The sequence below is a fragment of the Streptomyces sp. NPDC093801 genome (genome assembly GCF_040701585.1).
Classification (GTDB): domain Bacteria; phylum Actinomycetota; class Actinomycetes; order Streptomycetales; family Streptomycetaceae; genus Streptomyces.
The window spans coordinates 202,043-228,596 of the sequence record NZ_JBFBDP010000008.1 but is presented as its reverse complement, the minus strand read 5'-3'; the positions used below and the strand labels follow the sequence as shown (position 1 = coordinate 228,596).

Below are 26,554 nucleotides of genomic sequence, written 5' to 3'. Positions count from 1 at the left end.
GGGAACGCCGAAGGGGCGGGGTGACCAGGGTCACCCCGCCCCTTCGGCGTTCCTGCCGTGCTCAGCCCCGCTTCTCGCGGGCGGCCTCCTCGGCCTCGTACTCGGCGATCACGTCGATCGGCGGCGGCGCCTTCGCCAGGAAGACCCAGGTGAAGTACACGGCCAGCACCATCGGCGGGAGCTTGAGCGCGATCAGCACCCAGCCCAGCTGGGTCTCGTCGCCCCACCAGTACAGCGGGAAGAGGATCGCGTACTTGGCCAGGAAGACCAGGCCCCAGGCCAGGCTGGCCTTGGTGTACGCCTTCTTGCGCCCGGGGTTGCGGGTGCGCCAGGAGAGGTTCTCCTTGAACACCGGCCCCAGGATCACGCCCAGCAGCGGGAAGCCCACCAGCGCCGAGAGCGTGAAGGCCAGGCCGAGGCAGACGCCGTAGATCATGCCCGGCAGGTAGAAGCCCTTCGCGCTGCCCGTGAAGAGGGCGAAGGCCACGCCCACGGCCACGCCGAAGACCCCGCTGAAGGCGTGCTTGACGGTGTCCTTGCGCAGCAGGCGCACGATGACCAGCAGCACCGCGACCACGCCCGCCGCGATGGCGGACATCGTCACGTCCTTGTTGATCGTGTAGATCATCACGAACAGCAGGCCGGGGAGCATCGTCTCCACGGTGCCCCGGATGCCGCCGAAGGCGTCGAAGAGGGCCGCCTGCGTGACCTCCTTCTGGTCCCCGGAGGGGTTGGAGGGCGCGGACCCTGGCGTGGTCGGTCGGTCGAGTGACGTCACCGTCAGTGCTCCTGTCCGAGAGGTCGGAGTTCGTACTTCGGGTTGAAGAGGACCCGGCGCCCGTGGCTCATCGCGATCCGTCCGGAGGCGATCATGCGCCGCCCGGGCTCGATTCCCACGATCGAGCGACGCCCGAGCCACACCACGTCCAGCGCGGCGGAGCCGTCGAAGAGCTCCGCCTCCAGCGCGGGTACGCCCGCTCGCGGCCGCAGGGTGACGGTACGCAGGGTTCCGGTCACCTTGACTATCTGGCGGTCGTGGCAGTCGCAGATCCGCGTGCACCCCGCGGCTTCTGCGTCCTCCTGCAGCTCCGCCGAATGCAGCTCCTCCTGGGAGGTGGAAAGCCGCTCTATCATCCGGCGGAACCGGCCCGCCGGCCTGGCCGGTTTCGCGGGCTTCTCGGGACGCGGTTCAGCACTCATACAGGAAGCCTACCGGCGCCCCGGGTCCCCCTCGAAGCCCCACCGCTACTTCTCGAACCGGTACCCCATGCCCGGTTCGGTGATGAAGTGCCGCGGGTGCGAGGGGTCCGCCTCCAGCTTGCGGCGCAGCTGCGCCATGTAGACGCGCAGGTAGTTGGTCTCGGTCCCGTAGGAGGGCCCCCAGACCTCCTGGAGCAGCTGTTTCTGGCTGACGAGCCGGCCGCCGTTGCGCACGAGCACCTCCAGCAGGTGCCACTCGGTGGGGGTGAGCCGTACGTCGCGTCCCTCGCGGACCGCCTTCTTGGCCGCGAGGTCCACCGTGAACCCCTCGGTCTCGACCACCACCTCGTCCTCGCCGCTGCCGGCGGCCGGCTCGGCGCGGCGGACGGCCGCGCGCAGCCGGGCCAGCAGCTCGTCCATGCCGAAGGGCTTGGTGACGTAGTCGTCGGCGCCCGCGTCGAGGGCCTCGACCTTCTCGTCGGAGCTGTGCCGGGCGGAGAGGACCAGGATCGGGACGCGGGTCCAGCCGCGCAGCCCCCTGATCACCTCGACCCCGTCCATGTCGGGGAGGCCCAGGTCGAGGACGACCACGTCGGGGTGGCGGGCGGCCGCGAGTTCCAGGGCGCCCGCCCCGTCGGACGCGGCGTCGACCTCGTACCGGCGCGCCTTGAGGTTGATCACGAGGGCTCGGACGATCTGCGGCTCGTCGTCCACCACGAGCACCCGGGTCATTGGGGTCCTGCTTTCTGTCGTTCGGGGAGGTCCCCGGTCCGCTGCTGCCGTTCGGGGCGGAGGTCCCCGGCCCGGCCGGGCCGGAGGGGTTCTGCGTGGTCGACGCCGTCGGGGCCGGGCGGGGTTCCGCCGGGCCGGGCGCGGGCCGCGGCACGGAGGGTGAGCACCATGGTCAGTCCGCCGCCCGGGGTGTCCTCGGCGGCGAGGGTGCCGCCCATGGCCTCGGCGAAGCCGCGCGCCACCGCCAGGCCCAGGCCCACCCCGGCCCCCCGCGGGGCGTCGCCGTGCCGCTGGAAGGGGGCGAAGATGCGGTCCTTGGCCTCGTCGGGGACGCCGGGCCCGCGGTCGACGACGCGGACCTCGACCCGGTCGCCGAGATGGCTGGCCGCGACCAGCACCCGCCGGCCCCGGGGGCTGTACTTGACGGCGTTCTCCACCACGTTGGCCACGGTCCGCTCCAGCAGCCCGGGGTCGACCCGCACCATGGGCAGGGTCTCCGGCACGTCCAGCTCCACGCTGTCCTCCGGTACGCCGCCCAGCGCCATCGGGACCACCTCGTCCAGGTCGATCTCCCGGATCAGCGGGGTCACCGTGCCGGTCTGGAGCCGGGACATGTCGAGCAGGTTGCCCACCAGGTGGTCGAGCCGGTCGGCGCCGTCCTCGATGCCCTCCAGCAGCTCGGCCCGGTCTTCTTCGGACCACTCCACGTCGTCGGAGCGCAGGGAGCTGACGGAGGCCTTGATGGACGCCAGGGGGGTGCGCAGGTCATGGCTGACGGCGGCCAGCAGGGCGGTGCGGATCCGGTTGCCCTCGGCCAGCCGGCGGGCCTCCTCGGCCTCCCCCACCAGCCGCTGGCGGTCCAGCACCACGGCGGCCTGGGCGGCGAAGGCCCCGAGCACCCGGCGGTCCTCGGCGGGCAGTACCCGCCCGGACAGGGCCAGGGCCATGTGGTCGGCGATCGGCATGTCCACGTCGGCGTCCTCGGGCCGGGCCGCCGGGTCGGGGCCCACGCTGCCGGCCCGGGTCCACGGCTCCCGCTCGCCGGCCCGCTCCAGCAGGGCCACCGACTCCATCGCGAAGGTCTCGCGCACCCGCTCCAGCAGCGCGTCCAGGGCGGTCTCGCCGCGCAGGACGCTCCCGGCCAGGGTGGAGAGGATCTCGGACTCCGCCCGCAGCCGGGCGGCCTGGTGGGTGCGGCGGGCGGCGAGGTCGACCACCGAGGCCACCGAGACGGCGACCCCGAAGAAGACCGAGATGGCCATGATGTTGCGGGCGTCGGAGATCGTGAACCGGTGCAGCGGCTCGACGAAGAAGTAGTTCAGCAGCAGGGAGCCGAAGGCGGCGGAGGCGAGGGCCGGCCAGAGCCCGCCCAGCAGTGCGGCCGCCACCGTCAGCCCCAGGAAGAGCAGCATGTCGTTGGCGAGGCCGGGGTCCGTGCTGATGTGGGTCAGCAGCAGGCACAGCAGCACCGGGAAGACCACGCCGACCACCCAGCCGGCCACGATCCTGGGCCGGCCGAGGCGGGCCGCGGAGCGGGCCACGGGCAGCCCGCGCCCCTTGGCCGCCTCCTCGTGCGTGACGATGTGCACGTCGAGGTCGGCGCCCGAGTCGCGGGCCACGGTGGCTCCCACGCCGGGGCCCAGGACGTACTGCCAGGTCTTGCGGCGGCTGGAGCCCAGCACGATCTGGGTGGCGTTGACCCCGCGGGCGAAGGCGAGGAGCGCCTCGGGGACGTCGTCGCCGATCACATGGTGAAACGTTCCTCCCAGGTCCTCGACCAGGGTCCGCTGGACCGCGAGCTCCTTGGGCGAGGCCGAGGTCAGCCCGTCGCTGCGGGCGATGTAGACGGCGAGGATCTCGCTGCCGGAGCCCTTGGCGGCCATCCGGGAGGCCCGGCGGATCAGCGTGCGCCCCTCGGGCCCGCCGGTGAGGCCCACGACGATGCGCTCGCGGGCCTGCCAGGTGGAGCGGATGCCGTGCTCGCCCCGGTACTGCTGGAGGTACTCGTCGGCCCGGTCCGCGACCCACAGCAGGGCCAGCTCGCGCAGCGCGGTGAGGTTGCCGGGCCGGAAGTAGTTGGACAGGGCCGCGTCGACCTTGTCGGGCTGGTAGATGTTGCCGTGGGCCATCCGGCGGCGCAGGGCCTGCGGGGACATGTCGACCAGCTCGACCTGGTCGGCCCGCCGGACCACCTCGTCCGGGACGGTCTCGCGCTGGCGCACCCCGGTGATCGTCTCGACCACGTCGCCGAGGGACTCCAGGTGCTGGATGTTGACGGTGGTGACCACGTCGATCCCGGCCCGCAGGAGCTCCTCGACGTCCTGCCAGCGCTTGGCGTTGCGCGAGCCGGGGACGTTGGTGTGCGCGAGCTCGTCGACGAGGGCCACGGCCGGGCGGCGCGCGAGGACGGCGTCCACGTCCATCTCCGTGAAGGACGCGCCGCGGTGGGTCAGCTCGCGCCGCGGGACCTGTTCGAGGCCGTGCAGCATGACCTCGGTGCGCGGGCGCCCGTGGTGCTCGACGAAGCCGACGGCGCAGTCGCCGCCCCGTTCCACGCGCCGGTGCCCCTCGGAGAGCATGGCGTACGTCTTGCCCACACCGGGTGCCGCGCCCAGATAGATCCTCAGCCTGCCGCGTCCCATGCGCTCATTCTCGGGGACGTTCCCGCTGTTCACGCACCGATCGGCGGCCGGACGGAGATCCCTGACGCATCCCTGACGCCGCCCCGTGCCGCGGCGGGCAGGGCGGTGCGGGCGGGCCGCCTCCCGGAGGGGCCCGCCGGCCGGTGACGACCGCGTGCGGGGCGGACCGGGGTCAGCGGATCTCGCTGATCTCCGGCCCGCGCTCCAGCTGGCCCATGCCGCCGGAGAAGCGGGAGCTCTCCTGCTCCTCGGCCGTCTGCACGCCGTCCGGCACCATCTGGGCGTCGTTCGGCAGCTTCAGGACGATGGGGTCGCGCGGGGCCATCGGGCCGTCGCCGCGGATGACGACGGTGTCCCGGAAGATCTGCTCCAGCACGCCGGCCGACTCGGGGCGCACCGCGCCCTGGCCGGAGATGACGCCCCGCAGGAACCAGCGCGGGCCGTCGACGCCGACGAAGCGCACCAGCTGGGCGCCGGTCTGGCCGTCGGGCAGCGGAACGGGGACCTGCGCGCGCAGCTCCCAGCCGAGCGGTCCGTCGACCTCGTCGATGAGGCCGCCCTGCTGGGTGATGCCGGAGGCGATCTCCTCGCGGACCTCGCCCCAGATGCCCTCCTTCTTGGGGGCGGCGAAGGCCTGGAGCTGGACGGCGCTGTCCCGCAGGACCACGGTGGCGGCGACGATGGCGTCACCGGCGACCTCGACGCGCAGTTCCATGCCCTCGACACCGGGGACGAGGATGCCGCCCAGGTCGACCCGGCCGTCGGCCGGGTTGCCGGGCACCTCGGAGACGTCCCAGGGCCCGTCGGGCCGCGGGGCCGGCGGCAGGTTCAGCCGTCGGGGCTCGCCTGCTTCGGCCGCCTCGTCGGCGCGCACGCCGTCGACCTGCTCGGCCGCGCCGCCGTCGTCGGCGGATTCGTTCTTCTTGCGACGTCCGAACACGTCACTGTCCTTCCCGGTCGGTTACGACCGAAGCGTAGCCATTCCCACCCTGCTGACCAGCGCCGGATCCGGCCACGGCCGCATGACCGCCGGTGGAGCCGAACCCCCCGTCGGCCCGGGCCGAGCCGGGAAGTTCCGCCACCTCGTGGAAGCGCACCTTCTCGACCCGCTGGACAACCAGCTGGGCAATGCGGTCGAAGCGCTCGAACCGGACGCTCTCGCGCGGGTCGAGATTGACCACGATCACCTTGATCTCCCCACGGTACCCGGCATCCACCGTCCCCGGGGCATTCACGAGCGCGAGCCCGCAGCGGGCGGCCAGGCCCGAGCGCGGGTGCACGAACGCGGCGTACCCGTCGGGCAGGGCGATGGAGACGCCGGTGGGCAGGACGGCCCGCTCCCCGGGCTCCAGCTCGGCGGCCACGGTGGTCACCAGGTCGCAGCCGGCGTCACCGGGGTGGCCGTAGGCCGGGAGGGGCACCTCGGGGTCGACCCGGCGGATCAGGACGTCGACGTCATGGCGGGGTGCATGGTTCTTCTGGGACATCAGGGGTTCACCTCGAAGGCGCGTGCGCGCCTGACCTGGTCCGGGTCGGCCATCGCCGCCCGGATCTCCTCGGGCCGACCGTTGTCGATGAAGTGGTCGACCTTCACCTCGATGAAGAGCGCGTCGGCGCGGACGGCGACGGGGCCGTCCGGGCCGCCTATCCGGCCCACCGCGGTGGAGTAGATCTTCCGGCCCGCGACGGCCGTGACCTCGGCCTCCAGGTGCAGCACGGTGTCCACGGGGACCGGCCGCACGAAGTCGGTCTCCAGCCGGCCGGTCACCGCGATGACGCGCAGCAGCCAGTTCAGGGAGCCCAGCGTCTCGTCGAGCGCGGTGGCCAGCACCCCGCCGTGGGCCAGGCCGGGTGCGCCCTGGTGGGCGGGACGGACGGTGAACTCGGCGGTGACGCGCACGCCCTCGCCCGCGCGGGCCTCCAGATGGAGCCCGTGGGGCTGACCCCCGCCGCACCCGAAACAGTGTTCGTAGTGCGCACCGAGGAGCTCTCCGGGTGCCGGGGCATCGGGATGCCGGACCGGAGCGACGGCATCGGCCGGGGGCGTCAACGCTGTGTTTCGTCCACTCACAGCCGCAGACCTTACCCGCGCGGCTACCCGCCGGTCGCCTCGTGGGAGGCTTGAGGGCATGCAGCCCTCCCCCGCGCACCACGACGAACGCCTCTCCGCCCCCCGCGCCTGGTGGGGCATCGCCGCACTGACCGGTGTGGCCGGCGCCCTGATCACGCTCCCGCTGGGCACCCTGCCGCTGCTGGCGGGGTTCGTCGGCGGCGGCGCGCTGGCGGGGATGCTGGTGAGCTCGATGGGCTCCGCGCGGGTGCGCGTGGTGAACGGGGTGCTGGCGGCGGGCGACTCCCGGATCCCGGTGTCGGCGCTGGGCGAGCCCGAGGTGCTGGAGGGCGAGGAGGCGCGGGCCTGGCGCACCTACAAGGCCGACATGCGGGCCTTCATGCTGATGCGCAGCTACATCCCGACGGCGGTCCGGATCGAGGTCACGGACCCGGAGGACCCGACTCCGTACGTGTACGTCTCCACGCGCGAGCCGCAGGCCCTGGCGGCGGCGGTCCGTGCGGCGCAGGAGGCGTCCGCCCGGCCAGCCTGAGCGCCGGGAGACCGGGCGCCCCGGCCGGTCAGCGTCCGAACCCGTCCGGCTCCGGCAGGGCCGGGGTGGCTCCGGGGGCCCCGGGAAGGGGCTGGGCGGGGTGCTGCGGGGGCCGGGCGGCCGGGAGCGCCTCCCAGGGCACGGCCCGGCGGCGCAGGTCCCTGCGCACCTTCTCGGCGACCTTGCGGGTGTCCCGGCGGTTCATGGTCGCTCCCACGAAGGCGCCCACCATGAACGGCATCAGGTTCGGGAGGTTGCGGAACGTCCGCTTCATGACCTGCTGGCGCACCTCGCGCCTCATCTGGCCGCCGAGTGCGACGTTGACCGTGGTCGGCCTGGTCAGGTCGATCCCGCGCTCCTCGGTCCAGGCGAAGAGGTAGGCGAGGCTGCGGTCCTTCCTCGTACCGGGCGGCCGCTGCCCGTAGACCTCGTGCAGTTCGGCGACGAGCTTGAGCTCGATGGCCGCGACGCCGGTGATCTCGGTGGCCAGCTCCGCCAGCAGGGCGGGCGGGACCGGCAGCATGGCCGCGGCGCCGACGCTCGCGCCGACGGCCGAGGTGGCGTTCGCCGCCCCGGCGATCAGCTTGTCGGCCAGCTGGTCGGGGCCGAGGCCGGGGAACTGCGCGCGCAAGGTCGCGAGGTCCCGTACCGGAACGCGCGGGGCGTTCTCGATGATGCGGTCGGCGATGTACAGGGCGACGTTGCGCGCGCCCGCGCCGCCCTTGCGCACACCGTTCTTGACGGCTTGCATCCGACGCGCCCCGGGTCCGCCCCGGGACTCCTCGTCCGCCACTGCGGCCGGCGGCACCGCCGGAGCGGTGTCGGACGGCACGACGGTCGTCCCGGAGGTCCGGCCGCCGACGGCCCCGGGGCCCGTTTCCGGGCCCGTGGTGTCCGTCTGCGCACCCGCCTCCGGAGCGCCGTTCTTCCGAAAGCGGAGCTTCCGGAACGGCGTCGAGCCGGTCACGGCCGAGACCTAGTCGCAGTCGCGGCAGATCGGCTGGCCGTCCTTCTCGCGCGCCAGCTGGCTGCGGTGGTGCACCAGGAAGCAGCTCATGCAGGTGAACTCGTCGGCCTGCTTGGGCAGCACCCGGACGGCCAGCTCCTCGTTGGAGAGGTCCGCACCCGGGAGCTCCAGGCTCTCGGCGCCGTCGAAGTCCTCGATGTCGACGCTCGAGGTGACCTTGTCGCTGCGCCGCGCCTTCAGCTCTTCGATGCTGTCGTTGTCGACGTCGTCGTCGGTCTTGCGTGGGGTGTCGTAGTCCGTTGCCATTTTTTCGCTCTCCCCCTCTGGGATTTAGCGGTGTCTCAGCGCACGTAACGCGCGAGAGGCCGGACTTGTGCCCGACCTGAGGCGGAGATTTTGCCTCACATCAAGGTCTGTTACTCAATCGACACCCAGCCCCACGCCCGCAGGGGCCCGCGGCTGGGATGACGACCGGGACCGTACACGGTCCGGGGGTCGTCTTGCACGAACGCCACCCCGTGTATTTCCCGCCATTCGAGGGGCCGGAAACCCGGACTTCCCGGGCTTTCCGGCCTTCTCGGGGTCACGGAACGCGCATGCCCGGACACTCGGCAATGTGATCGATCACACAGCCGAGGCCCTCCGCTCCAGGAGGTTGTTCAGCTGACAGCGAACAACCCCGGGACGGATCAAAGGGGCAACGTGACACGCATCACCAGCCCGCCGCCCTCGCGCGGGGTGGCGAGGATCCGGCCGCCGTGTGCGCGCGCCACAGAGCGCGCGATGGACAGGCCGAGGCCCACACCCTTGTCGCTGCCCGTTCGCTCCGTACGCAGCCGCCTGAAGGGCTCGAAGAGGTTGTCCACCTCGTACGCGGGAACCACGGGACCCGTGTTCGAGACGAGCAGCACCGCCTGGCCGTGCTGGACCTCGGTCGTGACCTCCACCCAGCCGTCCTCCGGCACGTTGTACCGGACGGCGTTCTGCACCAGGTTGAGGGCGATCCGCTCCAGCAGCACGCCGTTGCCCTGGACCACGGCCAGGGCGCGCTCGCCGCGGATCTCCACGCCCTTGGCCAGCGCCTCCCCGCGCGCCTGGTCGATGGCGCGCGAGGCGACCTCCGCCAGGTCGACGGGTTTGCGCTCCACGATCTGGTTCTCGCTGCGGGCCAGCAGCAGCAGGCCTTCGACCAGCTGCTCGCTGCGCTCGTTGGTGGCCAGCAGCGTCTTGCCCAGCTGCTGGAGCTCCACCGGGGCACCGGGGTCCGACAGGTGGACCTCCAGCAGGGTCCGGTTGATGGCCAGCGGGGTCCGCAGCTCGTGCGAGGCGTTGGCCACGAACCGCTGCTGGGCGGTGAAGGCCCGCTCCAGGCGGTCGAGCATCTCGTCGAAGGTGTCGGCGAGCTCCTTCAGCTCGTCGTCCGGCCCGTCCAGCTCGATCCGCCGGGTCAGGTCGGAGCCGACCACCCGGCGGGCGGTGCGGGTGATCTTGCCCAGCGGAGAGAGCACCCGGCCGGCCATCGCGTAGCCGAAGGCGAAGGCGATCACGCTCAGGCCCATGAGGGCCATCAGCGAGCGGCTGAGCAGGTCGTCCAGCGCGTGCTTGCGCTGGTCGAGGATGCACTGCCCGATCGCGGCGTTGAACTGCTCGATCGACTGGTCGATGCCCACGCCCGGGCAGGTGCTGCTGGAGACCTCGACCTTCTGGCCGCCCACGATCTTGAACGGGAGGGCGTTGCCCTCCCGCAGGGCCTGCGCGGCCAGCAGGTAGATGATCGACAGCAGCAGGATCCCGGCGATCAGGAACATGCCGCCGTAGAGCAGCGTGAGCCGTATCCGGATGGTCGGCCGCAGCCAAGGGAAGGGACCCTCGGGCTGGCCGGGGTCCCAGGTCGGTTTCGGTGGCGCCGGTGGTGGCGAGGGGGTCGCGGCCATCGGGTCAGATCCGGTAGCCGGAGCCGGGCACGGTCACGATGACGGGCGGCTCGCCCAGCTTGCGGCGCAGCGTCATGACCGTCACGCGGACCACGTTGGTGAAGGGGTCGGTGTTCTCGTCCCAGGCCTTCTCCAGCAGCTGCTCGGCGGAGACCACGGTCCCCTCGCTGCGCATGAGCACCTCCAGCACCGCGAACTCCTTGGGCGCCAGCTGTACCTCACGGCCCTCGCGGAAGACCTCGCGCCGGTTGGGGTCCAGCTTGATCCCGGCCCGCTCCAGCACCGGCGGCAGCGCCACGGTCGTCCGCCGCCCCAGGGCGCGGACGCGGGCGGTCAGCTCGCTGAAGGCGAAGGGCTTGGGCAGGTAGTCGTCGGCGCCCAGCTCCAGGCCCTCGACGCGGTCGCTGACGTCACCGGAGGCGGTGAGCATGAGGACGCGCGTGGCCATGCCGAGTTCGATGATCTTCCGGCAGACGTCGTCGCCGTGCACCAGCGGAAGGTCCCGGTCGAGCACGACCACGTCGTAGTCGTTCACCCCGACGCGCTCCAGTGCCGCGGCGCCGTCGTACACGACGTCCACGGCCATGGCCTCCCGGCGCAGGCCCGTGGCCACCGCATCGGCGAGCAGCTGCTCGTCCTCGACGACGAGTACGCGCACGTCGTTTCCTTCCTTCGAGCCCCGAGGGCACAGCCTGAGGGCACACCTGTATTGCGCCTCCATCCTGCCGGTTTCGGCCGTAAACCGGCTGTAAGGCGCCCCTGGACCCCTTCTCGGAGCCCTCGGGGGCATGGAAGTGAGGATTCCCTCGCCTCACGAGGTTTCTGGGCCCAGGGTGCCGGGGAGGACGTCTGCACACCCCATCCACTCCCTGACGGCGGACTGCCCAGCGCTCGTCCGCCGCGACCCACGAAGAGGGGGCGCACCCACCATGGACGCATTCACCGCGGGTCTCCTGCAGCGCATCAGCGCCACGCAGTCGGACCTGAGCAAGGCCCGTGAGACGGGCGACGACTACCTCGCGGACGTGGAACAGGCCGCGTTGGAAGACCTCCAGCGGCTCGCCGCCGAGCACGGCGTGGCGGTCACGGCGGCCTGACCGGGGCACCGCCCCGGTCTGCCTCCGGGCCGCCCCGGCCCCAGCGACAGTCCGCCCGGGAGCCCGTCAGGGCCCCCGGGAGGGCACGGAACGGCGACGGACCCCCTGCCGCACCCGCGGCGGGGGGTCCGTTCGCGTCCGCGCCCGGGCCTCAGTCGTGCCAGGCCCCGGCCTCCTCCAGGAGCGGCTGGAGCGAGGCGAAGACCGCCGGGGTGGCGGCCAGCGTCAGCTCCCCCGAGGCCGCAGCGGAGGGCCGGCCCCCGGTCAGGGCGCCCGCCTCGCGGGCGATCAGCTCGCCCGCCGCGTAGTCCCACGGGTTCAGCCCGCGCTCGTAGTACCCGTCGAGCCGGCCGGCCGCGACGTCGCACAGGTCGAGGGCCGCCGAGCCGCCGCGCCGGACGTCCCGTACGAGCGGGATGATCCGCCGGGCCACCTCGGCCTGGTGCTCCCGCCGGCTGCGGAGGTACCCGAACCCGGTGGCGACGAGCGCCTGGTCCAGCGGGGCGGCCGGCCGACAGGCCAGCCGGGCGGTGCCCGACCAGGCCCCGCCGCCGAGCACGGCGTGGTACGTCTCCCCGCGCATCGGCGCCGCCACCACGCCCACCACGGTCTCGCCCCGGTACTCGGCGGCGACGGACACGCCCCAGGAGGGGAGCCCGTAGAGGTAGTTCACGGTGCCGTCCAGCGGGTCGACGACCCAGCGGACCCCGCTGGTGCCGGGGACGTCCGCGCCCTCCTCCCCGAGCAGCCCGTCCGCGGGCCTGCGCTCCGCGAGGACGCCGGTGATCAGCTTCTCTGCGGCGAGGTCCATCTCGGTCACGACGTCGATGGGGCTGGTCTTGGTCGCGGCCACCGCCAGGTCGGCCGGGCGGCCGTCGCGCAGCAGCTCCCCGGCCCGCCGGGCGGCCTCCAGGCCGACCTCCAGCAGTTCCGCCTTCAGCTCTTCGGAGATCACGCCGTCCCCCTATGCGTACGGGCTGTCCGCGCCGGCGGCCGCCGGGCGGGGCGAACGCGCCGGGCAGCAGCCCACGGCGCACAGGTCGTGGCTCTGGCCCAGCCTGCCCACCCAGCACTCGGCGGGCCGCTCGCCGCGCTCGCGGGCGGCGCGCTCCAGCACCAGCTCCCGGACGGCCGCGGCGAAGCGCGGGTCGGCGCCCACGGTGGCGGAGCGCTCGGCGGGCAGGCCCAGCTCCGCGGCCTTGGCCGCGGCCTCGGTGTCGAGGTCGTAGAGGACCTCCATGTGGTCGGAGACGAAGCCGATGGGCACCATGACGACCGCCGGCGCGCCCTCGCCGTGCAGGGCCTCCAGGTGGTCGCAGATGTCCGGCTCCAGCCACGGGACGTGCGGGGCCCCGCTGCGGGACTGGTAGACGAGCTTCCAGGGGCGGGCCGTGCCGGTCTCCGCCTCGACGGCGTCGGCGATCACCCGGGCCACGTCCAGGTGCTGCCGGACGTAGGCGCCGCCCTCGCCGCCCGCGGTGTGGTCCTCGACCGGGCCGGAGGCGTCGGCCGCGGCGGTCGGGATGGAGTGGGTGGTGAAGGCCAGGTGGGCGCCGTCGCGGACGTCCTCGGGCAGGGCGGCGAGGGAGGCCAGCACCCCGTCGATCATGGGCCGCACGAAACCCGGGTGGTTGAAGTAGTGCCGCAGCTTGTCCACCCGGGGCGGCTCCAGGCCCTCCTCGGCCAGGGCGGCCAGCGCGTCGGCCAGGTTCTCGCGGTACTGGCGGCAGCCCGAGTACGAGGCGTACGCGCTGGTGGCGAGGACGGCGATGCGGCGGCGCCCGTCCCGGACCATCTCGCGCACCGCGTCGGTCAGGTACGGGGCCCAGTTGCGGTTGCCCCAGTAGACGGGCAGGTCCAGCCCGGCGTCGGCGAAGTCCTTGCGGAGCGCGGCCAGCAGCTCGCGGTTCTGCCCGTTGATCGGGCTGACCCCGCCGAAGCCGAAGTAGTGCTGCCCGACCTCCTTGAGGCGCTCGCGCGGGATCCCTCGCCCGCGGGTGACGTTCTCCAGGAAGGGCACGACGTCGTCGGGTCCCTCGGGGCCGCCGAAGGACAGCAGCAGGAGGGCGTCGTAGGGGGCCGCGAGGCCGTCGGCCGCGGGCGCGTCGGGGGCACGGAGCTGGTCTGACATGCCCCGAATCCTGCCACCCGGGGTGTGCGCGGGAGAACCGCCCGGTCCGCATGCCGGGACGGATTCCAGGTAAGGTGACCCTAAGTTCCATCGCCCGAGATGCCTGACATGTCGGTGTCGGAAGATTCCCCGTGCGGGTGCCTCGTCGGCGGTCGTAACCTGTATGGGCCGATGACGTCCCTTACGGAGAGACCTTGCCCAGTCCCTACCGCGCGATATTCGCGGCCCCCGGCACCAAGGCCTTCAGCGCCGCCGGCCTGATCGGCCGCCTGCCGATCTCCATGGTCGGCGTCGGCATCCTCACGATGATCTCGGAGATCACCGGCCGCTACGCGATGGCCAGCGCCCTCACCGGCACCCTGGCCCTGGCGGCCGCGTTCGTCGGCCCCCAGGTCTCCCGGCTGGTCGACCAGTACGGGCAGCGGAGGGTGCTGCGGCCCGCGACCCTGGTCTCCGTCGCCTCCGTCACCGCCCTGGTGCTGGCCGCCGCCAACGGACTGCCCGACTGGACCCTGTTCGTCTTCGCCGCCGTCGCCGGCTGCGTGCCGAGCGTCGGCTCGATGGTCCGCGCCCGCTGGACCGAGCTCTACCGCGACACCCCGCGCGAGCTGCACACCGCGTACTCCTTCGAGTCCGTGATCGACGAGGTCTGCTTCATCTTCGGCCCGATCCTGGCCATCGGGCTCTCCACCACCTGGTTCCCCGAGGCCGGTCCGGTGATCGCCGCCGGCTGCCTGCTCGTCGGCGTCTGGCTGCTCACCGCGCAGCGCGCCACCGAGCCCCCGCCGCATCCGCGCAGCCGGGACGGCGACCGGTCCTCCGCCCTGCGCTCCCCCGGCCTCCAGGTGCTGACGGCCACCTTCGTGGCGACCGGCGCGATCTTCGGCTCCATCGACGTGTCCACCCTCGCCTTCGCCGAGGAGCAGGGCCACAAGTCCTCCGCCAGCTTCATCCTGGCCATCTGGGCGGCCGGATCCTGTCTGGCGGGGATCGTCTTCGGCCTGCTGCATCTCAAGGGCCGGACGGAACGCAGGTGGGTACTGGGCATCTGTGCGATGGCCGTGAGTATGATCCCCCTCCTACTGGCCGGGAACCTTCCGTTTCTGGCCGTGGCGCTCTTCGTCTCGGGCCTCGCCATCGCTCCCACGATGATCACCACGATGGCTCTGATCGAAGCGCACGTACCACGCGCGAAGCTCACCGAGGGCATGACGTGGATCAGCACCGGTCTGGCGGTCGGTGTCGCGGTCGGTTCCTCCGTGACCGGTCTGGTCATCGACGCGGCCGGGGCCCAGCGCGGGTACGTCGTCTCGGTCGCGGCGGGGCTCGCCGCGGCGGCGGTGGCGTTCGCGGGTTACCGCCGGCTGACGAGGCCGGCGCAAGGGGAGGAGCCCTCGCGTGACGGCGACATCGGGGACAGCAGCGAAGAGCGGGCGGACCGCGTGGCGTAACTGGGCGGGCAACGTCCGCGCCACGCCCGCGCGGGTGGTGAGCCCCGCCTCGGTCGACGAGCTCCGCGAGGCGGTCGTACGGGCCGCCTCGGAGGGCCTGCGGGTGAAGGCGGTCGGCACCGGCCACTCCTTCACCGCGGCCGCCGCCACGGACGGGGTGCTCGTACGGCCCCAGGCGCTCGCCGGGATCCTGTCGGTCGACCGGGCCGCGGGCACCGTCACCGTGGCGGCCGGCACGGCCCTCAAGGACCTCAACCGCGCCCTGGCCGCGCAGGGCCTGTCGCTCACCAACATGGGCGACATCATGGAGCAGACGGTCTCCGGCGCCACCAGCACCGGTACGCACGGCACCGGCCGCGATTCGGCCTCCATCGCCGCGCAGATCCGCGCGCTGGAGCTGGTCACCGCCGACGGGCGGCTGCTGTCCTGCTCGGAGAAGGAGGAGCCGGAGGTCTTCGCGGCCGCCCGGCTCGGGATCGGGGCCCTGGGCGTCGTCACCTCGCTCACCTTCGCGGTGGAGCCGCTGTTCCTCCTGACCGCCCGTGAGGAGCCGATGCGCTTCGACCGGGTGACCGCCGAGTTCGAGCAGCACGTCGCGGAGAACGAGCACTTCGAGTTCTACTGGTTCCCGCACACCGGCAACTGCAACACCAAGCGCAACAACCGCAGCCAGGGCCCCGCCGCGCCGCCCGGGGCGATCAGCGGCTGGATCGAGGACGAGCTGCTGTCCAACGGCGTCTTCCAGGCCGTCAACGCGCTGGGCCGCGCCGTCCCGGCGGCGATCCCCACCATCGCCCGGGTCGCCAGCCGCGCCCTGTCGGCCCGGACGTACACGGACATCCCGTACAAGGTCTTCACCAGTCCGCGCCGGGTGCGGTTCGTGGAGATGGAGTACGCCCTCCCGCGCGAGCGGGCGGTGGAGGCACTGCGGGAGCTCAAGGCGATGGTCGACCGATCCGACCTGCGGATCAGCTTCCCGGTCGAGGTGCGCACGGCCCCGGCGGACGACATCACCCTGTCCACGGCCTCGGGGCGGGACACGGCGTACATCGCGGTCCACATGTACCGGGGCACGCCGTACCAGGCCTACTTCACGGCGGCCGAGCGGATCTTCACCGCCCACGGCGGGCGCCCCCACTGGGGCAAGGTGCACACCCGGGACGCGGAGTACCTGGCGGCGGCCTACCCGCGCTTCGGGGAGTTCACGGCGCTGCGCGACCGCCTGGACCCGGACCGGGTGTTCGGCAACGACTACCTGCGGCGGGTGCTGGGGGACTGACGCCCGCTCACTCCCCGGCGGCGGGGCCGGCGCTGCCTCCGCCCGTACCGGGGGTGGGGCCGGGGCCCGGGCTCTGCCGGGAGGGCGAGGGGGACGGGTCCGGGCCCGGGCCGCCCGAGCCGGAGGGCGTGGGGGTCGGCGCGGGGTCCGGCCCGCGGCCGTCCCGGGAACCGGAGGGGCTCGGCGAGCTCCCGGCGCCGGGGCTCCGCCCGCCCGTCCCCGCCGTGCCGTCCTTGCCGTCCTTGCCGTCCTTGCCGTCCTTGCCGTCCTTGCCGTCCTTCTCGCCCGGCCGGCCGCGTTCGCCGGACTCCGGACCGGTCTTGCGCTCGGAGGGCCGGTGGTCGGGGGCGGTGCGGAAGCCGCCCGACAGGAGGGTGCCGCCGCCGCTGCTGACGGAGGTGCCCGCGAAGGCCTCGTAGGTCCCGAGGCCGCCGATGGCGAGGGCGAAGGCCGCCCCGGAGGCCAGCGCCGTGCGCTTCCAGCCCCGTACCCGGGTGCCGTGCACGGTCGGCTCGCCGAACTCCCCCGGCGGCGGGGCCGCCGGCGCCTCCTTCCCCGCGGGCGCGGGGACCTGACGGCCCCTGGGGCGGGCGCCCTCGCGCAGCCGGTCGCCGGTGCGGCGGAAGGCGTGCTGGATGACCGGCCCGCCGGCGGTGGCCACCACGCTGACCACGCCCGCGCCGAGGATGGTGCCGTAGACGCCGAGCTGGGAGGCGAGCAGCGCGGCCGCCACCGTGGCCAGGGAGCTGCCGGCGACCTGGGCCACGCTCAGGTCGAGCTTCCTGCGCTCGCCACCCCGCGCGGCGTCCTCACGGCCGCCCGGCTCGCCTTCCCCCACCGTCTTCTGACCCATCGCCATCCCCTGCGTGTCCTGCCCCTCGCGCTTCTCCTCTTCCAGCAGTTACTGACACATGAGCGAAATGAGAAGTTCCGTTTCTGCGGATTCTGTGAAGCAGGACACCCCGAAACGGACGCGTACGCAGGTGGAGTGTGTTCCGGACCCGATTCCGGGCAGGCCAACTCCCGCCGCCCCGGACAACTTCGGCGGCGCGGCGGTCCACCCAGGTGGCCCGAATGGAGTACTGTGGCGAGCCCTGGGGCTGTGCTTCCTTTCGGATGCCCGGACCCGGGAGAGGGGGCCGGCTGACGGAGAAGCGGCGCTCAAGACCGGTGATGCCGCGGTATCGCACGGGCTCCTGCTGCGCACAGTAACCATTTGGTCACTGTGCGTGCCCAACAGGTAACCGTGCCATAACGTCGATCAAGGGCGCATGCCCGACACGCCGGTTTAACTCGGCAAGGTTGTGGCAGGCTGCACCCGGGCAGGCCACACTCGACTAGCGGAAGCAGCGACGCACGTGACGTCGGCAGGCACCACCCGGGAGGTCCCCATGCCCGAACTGCGTGTCGTGGCCGTCTCGAATGACGGAACACGACTGGTGCTCAAGGCTGCGGACAGCACGGAGTACACGCTTCCGATCGACGAGCGGCTGCGGGCTGCCGTGCGCAATGACCGCGCACGCCTGAACCAGATCGAGATCGAGGTGGAGAGCCACCTCCGTCCCCGCGACATCCAGGCCCGCATACGGGCCGGTGCCTCCGCCGAGGAGGTCGCGCAGCTCGCCGGCATCCCGGTCGACCGGGTCCGCCGCTTCGAGGGTCCCGTCCTGGCCGAGCGCGCCTTCATGGCCGAGCGGGCCCGCAAGACCCCCGTCCGCCGCCCCGGGGAGAACACCGGTCCGCAGCTCGGCGAGGCCGTGCAGGAGCGGCTCACGCTGCGCGGGGCCGACAAGGACTCCGTCCAGTGGGACTCCTGGCGCCGCGACGACGGCACCTGGGAGGTCCTGCTGGTCTACCGGGTGGTGGGCGAGCCCCGCTCCGCGAGCTGGACCTACGACCCGCCGCGCCGGCTGGTCGTCGCCGTGGACGACGAGGCCCGCTCGCTGATCGGCGAGTCGGACGACCTGCCCTCGACCCCGGAGCCCAGCTTCCCGTTCGTGCCGAGGATCGCCCGGCTGCCGCGCGACCGGCCGCTGGACCGCACCCTCGACCGGCCGATCGAGCGGCCCGACAGCAGGACCGCTCCCCCGCCGGCGCCGGAGCCCGAGGAGGAACGGGACACGCTGACCAGCCTCCTGGAGGCGGTCCCCAGCTTCCGCGGCGACCTCGTGGTCCCGGAGCGGACCGACGCCCCGGCCGAGGAGGCCGAGGCGGAGGAGCCCCCGGCCGCGGCGGCCTCCGCCGGCGCGGCGTACGCGGACGTGCTGATGCCCCGTACGGTCGCGGGACACCGCGAGCGGCTGACGGGGACCACGGACCGGCAGGCCGAGGCCGACGGGGTCCGGCCGGGGCGCCGCGCGGCGGTGCCCAGCTGGGACGAGATCGTCTTCGGGACCCGGCGCAAGAAGCAGGACTAGCCCGTCCGGCGGCGCCCCGGCGGGGCGCCGCCGGACGGGGTCCGTCAGGGGTTGGGGCCGGTGGCCACGGGGCGCTGCGGGTCCGAGGACCAGTGCGACCAGCTGCCCGCGTAGAGGGCGGCCGGGATCCCCGCCACCTCCAGCGCGAGCACCTCGTGCGCCCCGGAGACCCCCGAACCGCAGTACACGCCCACCTCGGTACCCTGCACGGCGCCCAGCTCCGTGAACCGGGCCCTCAGGGTATCCGCCGGCAGGAAGAGGCCGTCGGGGCCCGTGTTCTCGGTGGTGGGGGCCGACACCGCGCCCGGGATGTGGCCGCCGACCGGGTCGATGGGCTCGACCTCGCCCCGGTAGCGCTCCCCCGCCCGGGCGTCCAGGAGCAGTCCCGTCCGGGCCAGGGCGGCCGCGTCGTCGGCCTCCAGCAGGCCGATCAGGCCCGGGTTTGGCTTGAAATCGCCCTCGGTCGGGGTCGGCGCGTCGGCGGTCACCGGGCCGCTCGCCGCCGTCCACGCGGCCAGGCCCCCGTCCAGGACTCGCACGTTCGGGTGACCCGTCCAGCGCAGCAGCCACCAGGCGCGGGCGGCCGCCCAGCCCTGTCCGCCGTCGTACACGACCACGGGTTCGTCCGCGCGCACCCCGGCGCGGCGCATCACGGCGCCGAAGGCCTCCGGGTCGGGCAGCGGGTGGCGGCCGCCCGACCCGGGCGGACCTGCCAGTTCGCGGTCGAGGTCGACGTACACGGCGCCGGGCAGGTGCCCGGCCTCGTAGGCGGGGCGCTGGTCGGGGCCGCCCAGCTGCCAGCGGACGTCCAGGAGCACCGGGGGACGGGGGGCGGCCAGGTCGTCCATCAGTGCGGGAGCCGAGAGAATCGCAGTCATGGGCCCATCTTCCTCCGCGCCCTCGCACACGTGTAACACGCCGGACACCGACGGGCCGCAGGGATCCGGTCATCTCCGGCCTGGCCCCCGCCGTCCGGCCCGGTCGGGGCGCGCCGCGCGCCGCGGAGTGGAAGCATCAGCGGCGTCATTCGGGACACGACGGAGGAGACTGCTGACATGACCGAGGCAGCGGGGGCTTCGCGGCGGCCGTCCGGCACACCGTGCTGGGTGAGCCTGATGGTGCACGGCCTCGGGAGGACCGAGGACTTCTACGCCGACCTGTTCGGCTGGGAGTACGAGCCGGGACCCACGCAGCTCGGCCCGTGCGTGCGGGCCATCCTCGGCGGGGAGGAGGTGGCCGGCATCGGGGAGATGCCGCCGGACCGGCACCTCCCGGTCGCCTGGACGACGTACTTCGCCACGGACGACGCCGACTGCGCGGCCGAGGCGATCCGCTCCTGCGGCGGGACGGTGGCGGTCGGCCCGATGGACGCCGGGGCCGAGGGGCGGGTGGCGATCTGCGCCGACCCGCTGGGGGCGATCTTCGGGATCTGGCAGGACTCGGGACACGGGCGGCCCTACGGAATGCCGGGCACCCCGGTGTGGAACGAGCTGGTCACCCAGGACACGCTGACGGTCGGCAAGTTCTACGAGCACGTCTTCGGCCACGAGGCCGAGCGGCACCCGGCCGCCTCGGCCGACTTCGACTACCTGACCCTGCGGCTGGACGGCCGTCCGGTGGCCGCGGTGCACGGGGTGGGCCGGTCGCTGCCGCACGACCGGGGGCCGCACTGGATGACGTACTTCGAGGTCCACGACACCGACGCGGCGGCCGCCCGGGTGACGGACCTGGGCGGCCGGGTGCTCAGCCCGCCCCGCGACCGCATCCGGGGGCGGCTGGCCCTGGTGGCGGACCCGGAGGGGGCGGTGTTCGCCCTGGTGCGGTCCACCGAAGGGGCCTAGCTAGGCCACCGGGAGGGGCAGGGGGCGCTTCGCGGTGCGGCCGTCGCCGGAGGAGGTGCCGCGCAGGCGCCGGCCGAGCCAGGGGCCGAGGAAGCCGGCCGCCCAGCCCACCTCCGCCGCCACCGTCCGGGCTGCGGTACGGGGCGGCCGGCGCGGCAGGGGGCTCCGCCAGGTGTCGTCGGAGCCGGGCAGGGCGAGGGCCTCGGCCAGGGCGGCGGCGATCCGGGCGTGGCCGAGGGGGCTCGCGTGGAGCCGGTCGGTGCTCCACATGCGCGGGTCGGTCGCCACGGCCGCCCGGGCGGTCTCGGCTACCACGACCCCGTGGCGCGCGGCGGCGGCGCGGACGCGGGCGTTGAGCTCCTCCACGCGCGGGCGCAGCGGCCGGGCCACCGGCGCGATCCGGGCCACGTCGGGGATGGTCGCGGTGGCCACCCGGGCCCCGGCGCCGGTCAGTGCGGCGAACATCTCCTCCAGCTCCCCGGCCACCTCGGCGGCGTCGAACCGGGGCGGGAGCAGGTCGTTGACCCCGGCCACGACCGTGGCCACGTGGGGCTCCAGCTCCAGGGCCGGGCCGAGCTGTCCCGCGCGGACCTGGCCGGCGAGCCGGCCGCGGACGGCGAGGTTGGCGTAGAGCAGGCCCGGGTGGGCCGCCGCGAGGTGTTCGGCGAGGCGGTCGGCGAAGCCGCGCAGGCCCGCCGTGTCGTCGCCGTCGCCGACTCCCTCGGTCTGGCTGTCGCCCAGGGCGACGTAGCGCAGGGGTTCACCGTTCCGCACGGGTCCGCTGCCTTTCGCGTAGTACGGCCGCGGTCCGCAGGCACCAGTCCCGGTGCTCCCGCTCGAAGGCCAGGCCGCGCAGGCAGGTCAGGTACCGCCCGACGCGCTCGCCCCGCAGGAGGTACTCCGCCTCGTCCGTGTCGCCGCGCATGTGGTGCAGGAGCTTGCCGAGGAGTTCGAGCTTGGCCTCGGCGGCGGCCGCCCGCCGCTCCAGCTGCTCGATGACGGGACCGGTCCCGACGCGGTCGGCGGTCTGGACCTTGACGAGGAGGTCGTCGCGGATGAAGGACGGCTTGGACGCGGCCCCGGCGAACCGCTCCAGCTCGGCGCGCCCGGCGTCGGTGACCCGGAAGAGGCGCTTGTTGGGACGGGTCTCCTGGACCACCTCCCGGCCCGCGACCAGCCCGTCCGCCTCCAGCCGGGCCAGCTCGGCGTAGAGCTGCTGGGGCAGGGCGTGCCAGAAGTTGGCGACGCTGATGTCGAAGGCCTTCGCCAGCTGGTAGCCGCTGTACTCGTCGTCGAGCAGCGCCGCCAGGACCGCGTGCCGCAGTGCCATGCCGGGCCCCTTCCCTTTCCTCGTGCGCCTCGGCATCATACTCAAGAAAGTGACTAGTCAGATTGTTGACTATCCGACGTCACCGAGGAATCCCAGGAGGGGTCATGGAGACTGCCGAACGCTTCCGCGCCGCCGTGGAGGAGCGCGACCTCGCCGCGCTGGAGGAGCTGTTCACGGACGACGTCCGCCTCTACAGCCCGGTGAAGTTCGTCCCGTTCGAGGGCAGGGCGATGGTCATGGGCCTGTTCGGGGTCCTGCTGCGCACCTTCGAGGACCTGCGCTACCTGGGGCGCCTGGAGGGGGAGGTCGAGACCAGCGCGGACGGAGAGGCCGCCCCGACGGTGGTCCTGCCCTTCCGGGCGCTGGTGGCGGGCCGGCAGATCCACGGGATCGACCAGCTGCAGTTCGACGGGGAGGGCCGGATCAAGGAGTTCACCGTGATGGTCCGGCCGCAGTCCGCCGTGCACGCCCTGGGCCAGGCGGTCCTGGCCGGGCTGGTGGAGGACGGCCTCGCCCCCGGGCCCGCCTGAGCGCCCGTCGGGGGTGCCCCGGGCCGGCCGGCGGCTCCCCCGACGGCCGGCTACGCGGGCGCGCGGTCCGCGAGGTGCAGGAGGGAGCGCGCGGCCAGGCGGTAGCCGTAGGAGCCGAGGCCCACGATCACGCCGGCGGCCAGGGGGGCGATCACCGATTCGTGGCGGAAGCGTTCGCGGGCCCAGACGTTGCTGAGGTGGACCTCGATCCAGGGCGGGGTGTAGCTCGCGAGGGCGTCGCGCAGGCTCCAGCCGGCGATCATGAGGGCGCCGGGGTTCACGATGGCGCCGACGGTGGTGTCGCAGTGCCGGTGGACCGCGCGGACGAGGTCGCCCTCGCAGTCGCTCTGGACGGAGCGGACCTCCCAGCCCCGGGCGCCCACCTCGTCGGCGACGGCGGCCTCGATGTCGGCCAGCGTGTCGGTGCCGTAGACCTCCGGCTCGCGGCGGCCCAGAACACCCAGGTTCGGACCGTTCAGGAGAAGCACGACGCTCACGGGACAACACCTCGCTGTTGGCTGTCGGGGGACCGGGTCCTCCCCATGCTGTCCGGGGTCCGGGGCGCACGCCATCATCAGGACTGATAGTCCCGCGGCGGCGGAGGACGGCCGGGGAACCACTTGACTCCGCGTCCGATCCGTTCGGACACCGCACGAATGATCACGCTTCGGGGACCCCGGGGCCGTCTCGACCGGCGCTCGAAGCCGGGCGGAAATCTCCTTTGCCCGCCGGACCGGTACTGAATCATGAGCCGGGCGTCCGCCGTTCCCCACGAGGGCGGACGCGGCGCGACGGATGATCCGATGACAGGAGACGTAATGCCCGATTCCGTGACTCGCTTCCTGCCACCGGTCCTCTCCGTCCTGCGCACCTGCGAGAGCGGATCCTGCGAGACGGTGCGGCTGGCCGAGCTGTCGTTTTCGGCCTGGTCGCGCGGGGACCTCGAGGAGGCCGTACGGCTGGCCGCGGCGGCCGCCCGCAGGGAGTCCTCCTGTCCCGGCGCCTGCACGGGGCCGGCCATGGTCTGGCATTCCGCGCTGCTGGTCAGGATCCGCGAACTGGCCTCCGGCGCGCGGGTGCTCGGCGGCGTGGACGAGCTGGCGGCCACCGCCTCCCACCCCGACGGGCTGGTGGCGGCGTCGCTGACGTGCACGGCGGACCTCGCGTTCACCCGGGGCGACGTCGACTCGGCCGCCGACCTGGCGGGCAGGGGCGTGCTCAAGGCCCAGGAGGCCGACCTCGCCTGTCTGCTCCCCGAGGCGCACACCGTCCTGGCGCTCAGCGCACTGCGGCAGGGCAACATGAGCACCAGCCTGGACTTCGTCAACCAGCTGCGCGAGGACGCCCTCCTCGGGCGGACGGCCGACCGGCCCAGCCAGTGCGCCTGGGCCGCGGCCCAGTACCTGGAGGTACAGGGCGGCGCGAAGAGCGCCGAGCACCTCATCGTGGGCATCATCACGGACGACCAGCTCCTCCTGGACCTGCTGTCCTCGCAGCCCGCCGCCGCCTCCTGGCTCGTACGGGCCGGACGGAACCTGGGCGACGAGGCCCTCGCCCGGCGGGCGGGCGCCGAGGCGGCCCGGCTGGCCGAGCGCAACGGCGGGCTCCGGTCGGTCGAGGCGGCGGGAATGCACGCCGACGGGCTGCTGGAGGAGGACCCCGAACGGCTCATCGCCGCCGCCCGGTCGCACCTGGACGTGTGGGCCGGCGCCTCCGCCTACGAGGACGCCGGGAGCCTCCTCTGCGAGGTGGACCGGGAGCGGGAGCGGGCCGTCGAGGTGCTGGAACGGGCCGTGGACGGATACTCGAACTCGGCCGCCCCGCGCGACGCGCGCAGGGTCGTCAGCAAGCTGCGCTCCCTCGGGGTGCGGCGCGGGCGCTATCCGCAGTACGGCAGCCAGGACGGGACGAGCACCGGCTCCCTCACCGTCACGGAGACGGCCGTGGCGGAGCTGGTCAGCCAGGGGTTCACCAACTCCCAGGTGGGAGAGCACCTGTTCATCTCGGGGCACACCGTGGCCTTCCACCTGAAGAAGATCTTCCGCAAGATGAACGTGGCGTCCCGGGTGGAACTGACGCGCACCTGGAGCAGGGTCTCGAACGCGGCGCCCGAGCTCGCGAACGTCGGCTGACGCCCGGGGCGGCCCCGGCGCGGCGCCGTCCCGCCGGTCCGCGATCACACGGGGACGGCGCCGCGTCCTCAGACCTTGGCGGCCGGCGAGGGCGTCAGGCCGCGCCCTCCGCCGCTGCCCAGGACCATCTCGTTCTCCGCCCGTTCCTCGACCCGCGCCATGGCGGCGCGGAGGATGGGCGGCGCCATGAGGGAGGTCACGATGGCCACCAGGATGATGACGGTGTACGTCTCGGCGCCGAGGATGCCGAGCCGCAGGCCCACCATCGCCACGATCACCTCGATCACGCCGCGGGAGTTCATCCCGGCGCCGAGCGCGAGGGCCTCCCACCGGTTGAGCCCGCTCAGCTTCGCCCCGATGTACGCGCCGACGAACTTGCCGAGGACGGCCACGGCCAGCACGGCGACGGCCGTGACCAGGACGGCGGGCCGCGCCAGTGCGGTCAGGTCCATCCGCAGTCCGGCCGTGGCGAAGTAGACCGGCGCGAGGAAGGCCAGCACCGTGGTGCGCAGCGGGGCCAGCTTCTCCGGGTCCAGCTCGCCGCTGGTGCTGATCAGCACGCCGGAGACGAAGGCGCCGAAGACGGCTTCCAGCCCCAGCGCGTGGGTGCCCGCCGAGCCGAGCAGGACGGACAGGGCCGCCACGGCGACGGTCGGGCCGGCCTGGGGAGACCTGTTGGCCGCCCGCAGGGCGAGCCGTACCAGGGGCCGGCCCACCAGGAAGGCGACGAGCACCACGCCCACCGGGTAGAGCAGGGAGGCGGCAATCTTGCCGGTGGTCAGTCCGGCCGTGGCCATCGCCGAGACGATGGAGAGCAGGAACCAGCCGATGACGTCGTCGATCACGCCCGAGGCGAGGGTCAGTTGGCCGACCTCGCGATGCAGCAGGTTCATGTCCATCAGCGTCTTCGCGATGACGGGGATCGCGCTGACGCACAGGGCCACGCCGAGGAACAGGGCGAAGACCGTCTGGTCGGTGCCGCCCGGCAGGAGCGAGGCGGGCAGCAGGAAGCCGGTGGCGACGCCGAGGCCCAGGGGCAGCAGCAGACCGGCGAGGCTCACCCGGACCGCGGTGGTGCCCCGCCGCTTGACGAGGTCGAACTTCAGCTCCATGCCGGTGATTCCGACGAGCAGCAGGACGCCCAGCTGGCCGACGGCGTCCAGCAGGTGCATCTGCTCGGGCTGCCTGGGCAGCAGCCAGTCGGAGAAGCCGGGCAGGAGGTGGCCGAGGACCGAGGGGCCGACGAGGACCCCCGCGAACAGCTCGCCGACGATCGCGGGCATCTTGAAGCGGGCGGCCAGCTGTCCCAGGGCCAGGGCCAGGAGGAGGAGCAGGGCCAGCTGGAGCAGGAGCACCAGCAGGGAGTGGTGGGCGATGGTGGGCACGGGTGCCGCGCTCAGGACCATCTCACGCCACCGCCGCTCGGGCCGGCGCCGGCCCTTGGGCGCCCTGCGCGGCCAGGAGCTCCCGCAGGAGGCCGATCACCAGCGCGCTCTCCCGCGGCTCGGCGAGGTAGAAGTGGCCCCCGGGGTAGACGTGGAGGTCGGTGGGGCCGGAGGTGTGGTGTTCCCAGGCCGCCGCCTCCTCGACCGTGACACGGGGGTCGCTGTCCCCGGTGAGTACCGTCACCGGGCAGTCGAGCCTGCGGCCGGGGTCGTGGGCGTACGTCTCGACGGCGCGGTAGTCGCTTCGGATGGCCGGCATGATCATTTCCAGCAGTTCGGGATCCGTCAGCATGGTGTCGGCGGTGCCGCTGAGCTTGCGGAGTTCGGCGACGAGCTGTTCGTCGGACTCGGCGTGGATCCGCTCGTCACGCAGGCAGGAGGGGGCGCGCCGGCCTGAGGTGAAGACCCGTGCGGGCGCGGGGAGTCCGGCGTCCTGCATGCGCAGCGCCACCTCGTAGGCGAGGACGGCGCCCATGCTGTGCCCGAACAGCGCCAGGGGCTTGTCGTCGAGGTCGCGGACCGCGTGGAAGATCCGGTCCGCCATGGTGTGCAGGTCGGGGACGTTCGGCTCGTGGCGCCGGTCCTGCCGGCCGGGGTACTGGACCGCAAGGACCTCCACCGCGGGCGCGAGCGCCCGGGACACCGGGAAGTAGAAGCTCGCCGAGCCGCCGGCGTGCGGCAGGCAGAGCAGGCGGGTCCTCGCCTGCGGCGCCGGATGGGATCTGCGGACCCATTTCCTGAATTTTTCCGCTGATTGAGACACGACCGGGAATTCCTTTCAGGAATAGCCTTGCATTGTCCCTCAAAAGCGTAGGGCGGCCTG

28 protein-coding genes are annotated in these 26,554 nt (G+C 73.4%); 8 read left to right on the top strand and 20 right to left on the bottom strand.

The window, feature by feature from the left end; genetic code table 11:
• Window positions 1-61: 61 nt before the first annotated feature.
• The 7 genes from AB0469_RS11575 to AB0469_RS11545 all read right to left on the bottom strand — a co-directional run bounded on the left by AB0469_RS11575 (window position 62) and on the right by AB0469_RS11545 (window position 6,645).
• Window positions 62-778 carry a DUF3159 domain-containing protein gene (locus AB0469_RS11575; protein ID WP_366451133.1) on the bottom strand — a complete coding sequence of 239 codons (717 nt, stop codon included), beginning with the start codon at window positions 776-778 and terminating at the stop codon, window positions 62-64.
• A 2-nt stretch (window positions 779-780) separates the two neighbouring features.
• Window positions 781-1,200, bottom strand: a complete 420-nt coding sequence (locus AB0469_RS11570) for an OB-fold nucleic acid binding domain-containing protein (RefSeq protein WP_079430186.1) — start codon at window positions 1,198-1,200, stop codon at window positions 781-783.
• A gap of 45 nt (window positions 1,201-1,245) precedes the next feature.
• A complete protein-coding gene (locus tag AB0469_RS11565) occupies window positions 1,246-1,932 on the bottom strand; it encodes a response regulator (RefSeq protein WP_366451132.1) in 687 nt (228 codons plus the stop codon).
• Window positions 1,929-4,574: a sensor histidine kinase KdpD gene (locus AB0469_RS11560; protein ID WP_366451131.1), complete on the bottom strand. Its 2,646-nt coding sequence runs from the start codon at window positions 4,572-4,574 to the stop codon at window positions 1,929-1,931. Before AB0469_RS11560 ends, AB0469_RS11565 begins: the two co-directional genes overlap by 4 nt.
• Before the next feature lie 172 nt (window positions 4,575-4,746).
• Window positions 4,747-5,514 carry a DUF3710 domain-containing protein gene (locus AB0469_RS11555; protein WP_366451130.1) on the bottom strand — a complete coding sequence of 256 codons (768 nt, stop codon included), beginning with the start codon at window positions 5,512-5,514 and terminating at the stop codon, window positions 4,747-4,749.
• Window position 5,515: 1 nt separating this feature from the next.
• The gene (gene dut, locus AB0469_RS11550) at window positions 5,516-6,061 is read right to left on the bottom strand and encodes a dUTP diphosphatase (protein WP_366451129.1); all 546 of its coding nucleotides are present in this window, start codon (window positions 6,059-6,061) and stop codon (window positions 5,516-5,518) included.
• Window positions 6,061-6,645 (bottom strand): PaaI family thioesterase, encoded by a 585-nt coding sequence (locus AB0469_RS11545; protein ID WP_042809538.1) that lies wholly within the window; start codon window positions 6,643-6,645, stop codon window positions 6,061-6,063. The genes dut and AB0469_RS11545 overlap by 1 nt, the downstream gene beginning before the upstream one ends.
• A 58-nt stretch (window positions 6,646-6,703) precedes the next feature.
• On the opposite strand from AB0469_RS11545, the gene AB0469_RS11540 reads away from it, so the two are divergent.
• On the top strand, window positions 6,704-7,177 hold the full coding sequence (locus tag AB0469_RS11540; RefSeq protein ID WP_366451128.1) for a DUF3093 domain-containing protein: 474 nt from the start codon (window positions 6,704-6,706) through the stop codon (window positions 7,175-7,177).
• A gap of 28 nt (window positions 7,178-7,205) precedes the next feature.
• Here AB0469_RS11540 and AB0469_RS11535 read toward each other — a convergent pair whose 3' ends face one another.
• The 4 genes from AB0469_RS11535 to AB0469_RS11520 all read right to left on the bottom strand — a co-directional run bounded on the left by AB0469_RS11535 (window position 7,206) and on the right by AB0469_RS11520 (window position 10,736).
• Window positions 7,206-8,144, bottom strand: coding sequence for a hypothetical protein (locus AB0469_RS11535; protein ID WP_366451127.1), 939 nt, complete (start codon window positions 8,142-8,144; stop codon window positions 7,206-7,208).
• A 9-nt stretch (window positions 8,145-8,153) separates the two neighbouring features.
• The gene (locus AB0469_RS11530; RefSeq protein ID WP_042809536.1) at window positions 8,154-8,450 is read right to left on the bottom strand and encodes a DUF4193 domain-containing protein; all 297 of its coding nucleotides are present in this window, start codon (window positions 8,448-8,450) and stop codon (window positions 8,154-8,156) included.
• A 383-nt stretch (window positions 8,451-8,833) separates the two neighbouring features.
• Window positions 8,834-10,078: a HAMP domain-containing sensor histidine kinase gene (locus AB0469_RS11525; protein WP_366451126.1), complete on the bottom strand. Its 1,245-nt coding sequence runs from the start codon at window positions 10,076-10,078 to the stop codon at window positions 8,834-8,836.
• Window positions 10,079-10,082: 4 nt separating this feature from the next.
• On the bottom strand, window positions 10,083-10,736 hold the full coding sequence (locus AB0469_RS11520) for a response regulator transcription factor (protein WP_042809534.1): 654 nt from the start codon (window positions 10,734-10,736) through the stop codon (window positions 10,083-10,085).
• A 271-nt stretch (window positions 10,737-11,007) separates the two neighbouring features.
• Here AB0469_RS11520 and AB0469_RS11515 point away from each other — a divergent pair, with 271 nt between their 5' ends.
• Entirely contained in the window at window positions 11,008-11,175 is a 168-nt protein-coding gene (locus AB0469_RS11515; RefSeq protein ID WP_362063422.1) for a hypothetical protein, read from the top strand.
• A gap of 151 nt (window positions 11,176-11,326) precedes the next feature.
• Here the strand turns inward: AB0469_RS11515 and AB0469_RS11510 are convergent, their stop codons facing one another.
• Both AB0469_RS11510 and AB0469_RS11505 read right to left on the bottom strand, forming a co-directional pair.
• Window positions 11,327-12,127, bottom strand: coding sequence for an inositol monophosphatase family protein (locus AB0469_RS11510; RefSeq protein WP_366451178.1), 801 nt, complete (start codon window positions 12,125-12,127; stop codon window positions 11,327-11,329).
• A gap of 12 nt (window positions 12,128-12,139) precedes the next feature.
• Entirely contained in the window at window positions 12,140-13,306 is a 1,167-nt protein-coding gene (locus tag AB0469_RS11505) for a ferrochelatase (RefSeq protein WP_366451125.1), read from the bottom strand.
• 194 nt (window positions 13,307-13,500) lie between these two features.
• Between AB0469_RS11505 and AB0469_RS11500 the strand changes: the two genes are divergently transcribed.
• Both AB0469_RS11500 and AB0469_RS11495 read left to right on the top strand, forming a co-directional pair.
• On the top strand, window positions 13,501-14,757 hold the full coding sequence (locus AB0469_RS11500; RefSeq protein WP_366451124.1) for an MFS transporter: 1,257 nt from the start codon (window positions 13,501-13,503) through the stop codon (window positions 14,755-14,757).
• A complete protein-coding gene (locus AB0469_RS11495) occupies window positions 14,705-16,036 on the top strand; it encodes a D-arabinono-1,4-lactone oxidase (RefSeq protein ID WP_366451123.1) in 1,332 nt (443 codons plus the stop codon). Before AB0469_RS11500 ends, AB0469_RS11495 begins: the two co-directional genes overlap by 53 nt.
• Window positions 16,037-16,043: 7 nt before the next feature.
• Here the strand turns inward: AB0469_RS11495 and AB0469_RS11490 are convergent, their stop codons facing one another.
• Window positions 16,044-16,889, bottom strand: coding sequence for a hypothetical protein (locus AB0469_RS11490; protein ID WP_366451122.1), 846 nt, complete (start codon window positions 16,887-16,889; stop codon window positions 16,044-16,046).
• Window positions 16,890-17,427: 538 nt separating this feature from the next.
• Between AB0469_RS11490 and sepH the strand changes: the two genes are divergently transcribed.
• The gene (gene sepH / locus AB0469_RS11485) at window positions 17,428-18,453 is read left to right on the top strand and encodes a septation protein SepH (protein WP_366451121.1); all 1,026 of its coding nucleotides are present in this window, start codon (window positions 17,428-17,430) and stop codon (window positions 18,451-18,453) included.
• A gap of 44 nt (window positions 18,454-18,497) precedes the next feature.
• Here the strand turns inward: sepH and AB0469_RS11480 are convergent, their stop codons facing one another.
• Entirely contained in the window at window positions 18,498-19,331 is an 834-nt protein-coding gene (locus AB0469_RS11480; protein ID WP_366451120.1) for a sulfurtransferase, read from the bottom strand.
• A gap of 177 nt (window positions 19,332-19,508) precedes the next feature.
• Between AB0469_RS11480 and AB0469_RS11475 the strand changes: the two genes are divergently transcribed.
• Window positions 19,509-20,294: a VOC family protein gene (locus tag AB0469_RS11475; protein WP_366451119.1), complete on the top strand. Its 786-nt coding sequence runs from the start codon at window positions 19,509-19,511 to the stop codon at window positions 20,292-20,294.
• Here the strand turns inward: AB0469_RS11475 and AB0469_RS11470 are convergent, their stop codons facing one another.
• Together AB0469_RS11470 and AB0469_RS11465 are read right to left on the bottom strand one after the other, a co-directional pair.
• A complete protein-coding gene (locus AB0469_RS11470; protein ID WP_366451118.1) occupies window positions 20,295-21,068 on the bottom strand; it encodes an SGNH/GDSL hydrolase family protein in 774 nt (257 codons plus the stop codon).
• On the bottom strand, window positions 21,055-21,624 hold the full coding sequence (locus tag AB0469_RS11465) for a PadR family transcriptional regulator (protein WP_366451117.1): 570 nt from the start codon (window positions 21,622-21,624) through the stop codon (window positions 21,055-21,057). Before AB0469_RS11465 ends, AB0469_RS11470 begins: the two co-directional genes overlap by 14 nt.
• Window positions 21,625-21,728: 104 nt before the next feature.
• Between AB0469_RS11465 and AB0469_RS11460 the strand changes: the two genes are divergently transcribed.
• Complete coding sequence (locus AB0469_RS11460; protein WP_366451116.1) at window positions 21,729-22,154, top strand: nuclear transport factor 2 family protein; 426 nt, start codon at window positions 21,729-21,731, stop codon at window positions 22,152-22,154.
• Window positions 22,155-22,204: 50 nt separating this feature from the next.
• On the opposite strand, the gene AB0469_RS11455 is transcribed toward AB0469_RS11460, so the two are convergent.
• Entirely contained in the window at window positions 22,205-22,651 is a 447-nt protein-coding gene (locus AB0469_RS11455) for a type II 3-dehydroquinate dehydratase (protein ID WP_366451115.1), read from the bottom strand.
• A 321-nt stretch (window positions 22,652-22,972) separates the two neighbouring features.
• On the opposite strand from AB0469_RS11455, the gene AB0469_RS11450 reads away from it, so the two are divergent.
• Window positions 22,973-24,286, top strand: a complete 1,314-nt coding sequence (locus AB0469_RS11450) for a LuxR C-terminal-related transcriptional regulator (protein ID WP_366451114.1) — start codon at window positions 22,973-22,975, stop codon at window positions 24,284-24,286.
• Between the two features lie 68 nt (window positions 24,287-24,354).
• Here the strand turns inward: AB0469_RS11450 and AB0469_RS11445 are convergent, their stop codons facing one another.
• Window positions 24,355-25,692 (bottom strand): cation:proton antiporter, encoded by a 1,338-nt coding sequence (locus AB0469_RS11445; protein WP_366451113.1) that lies wholly within the window; start codon window positions 25,690-25,692, stop codon window positions 24,355-24,357.
• Window position 25,693: 1 nt separating this feature from the next.
• The gene (locus AB0469_RS11440; protein ID WP_366451112.1) at window positions 25,694-26,494 is read right to left on the bottom strand and encodes an alpha/beta fold hydrolase; all 801 of its coding nucleotides are present in this window, start codon (window positions 26,492-26,494) and stop codon (window positions 25,694-25,696) included.
• Window positions 26,495-26,554: the final 60 nt, after the last annotated feature.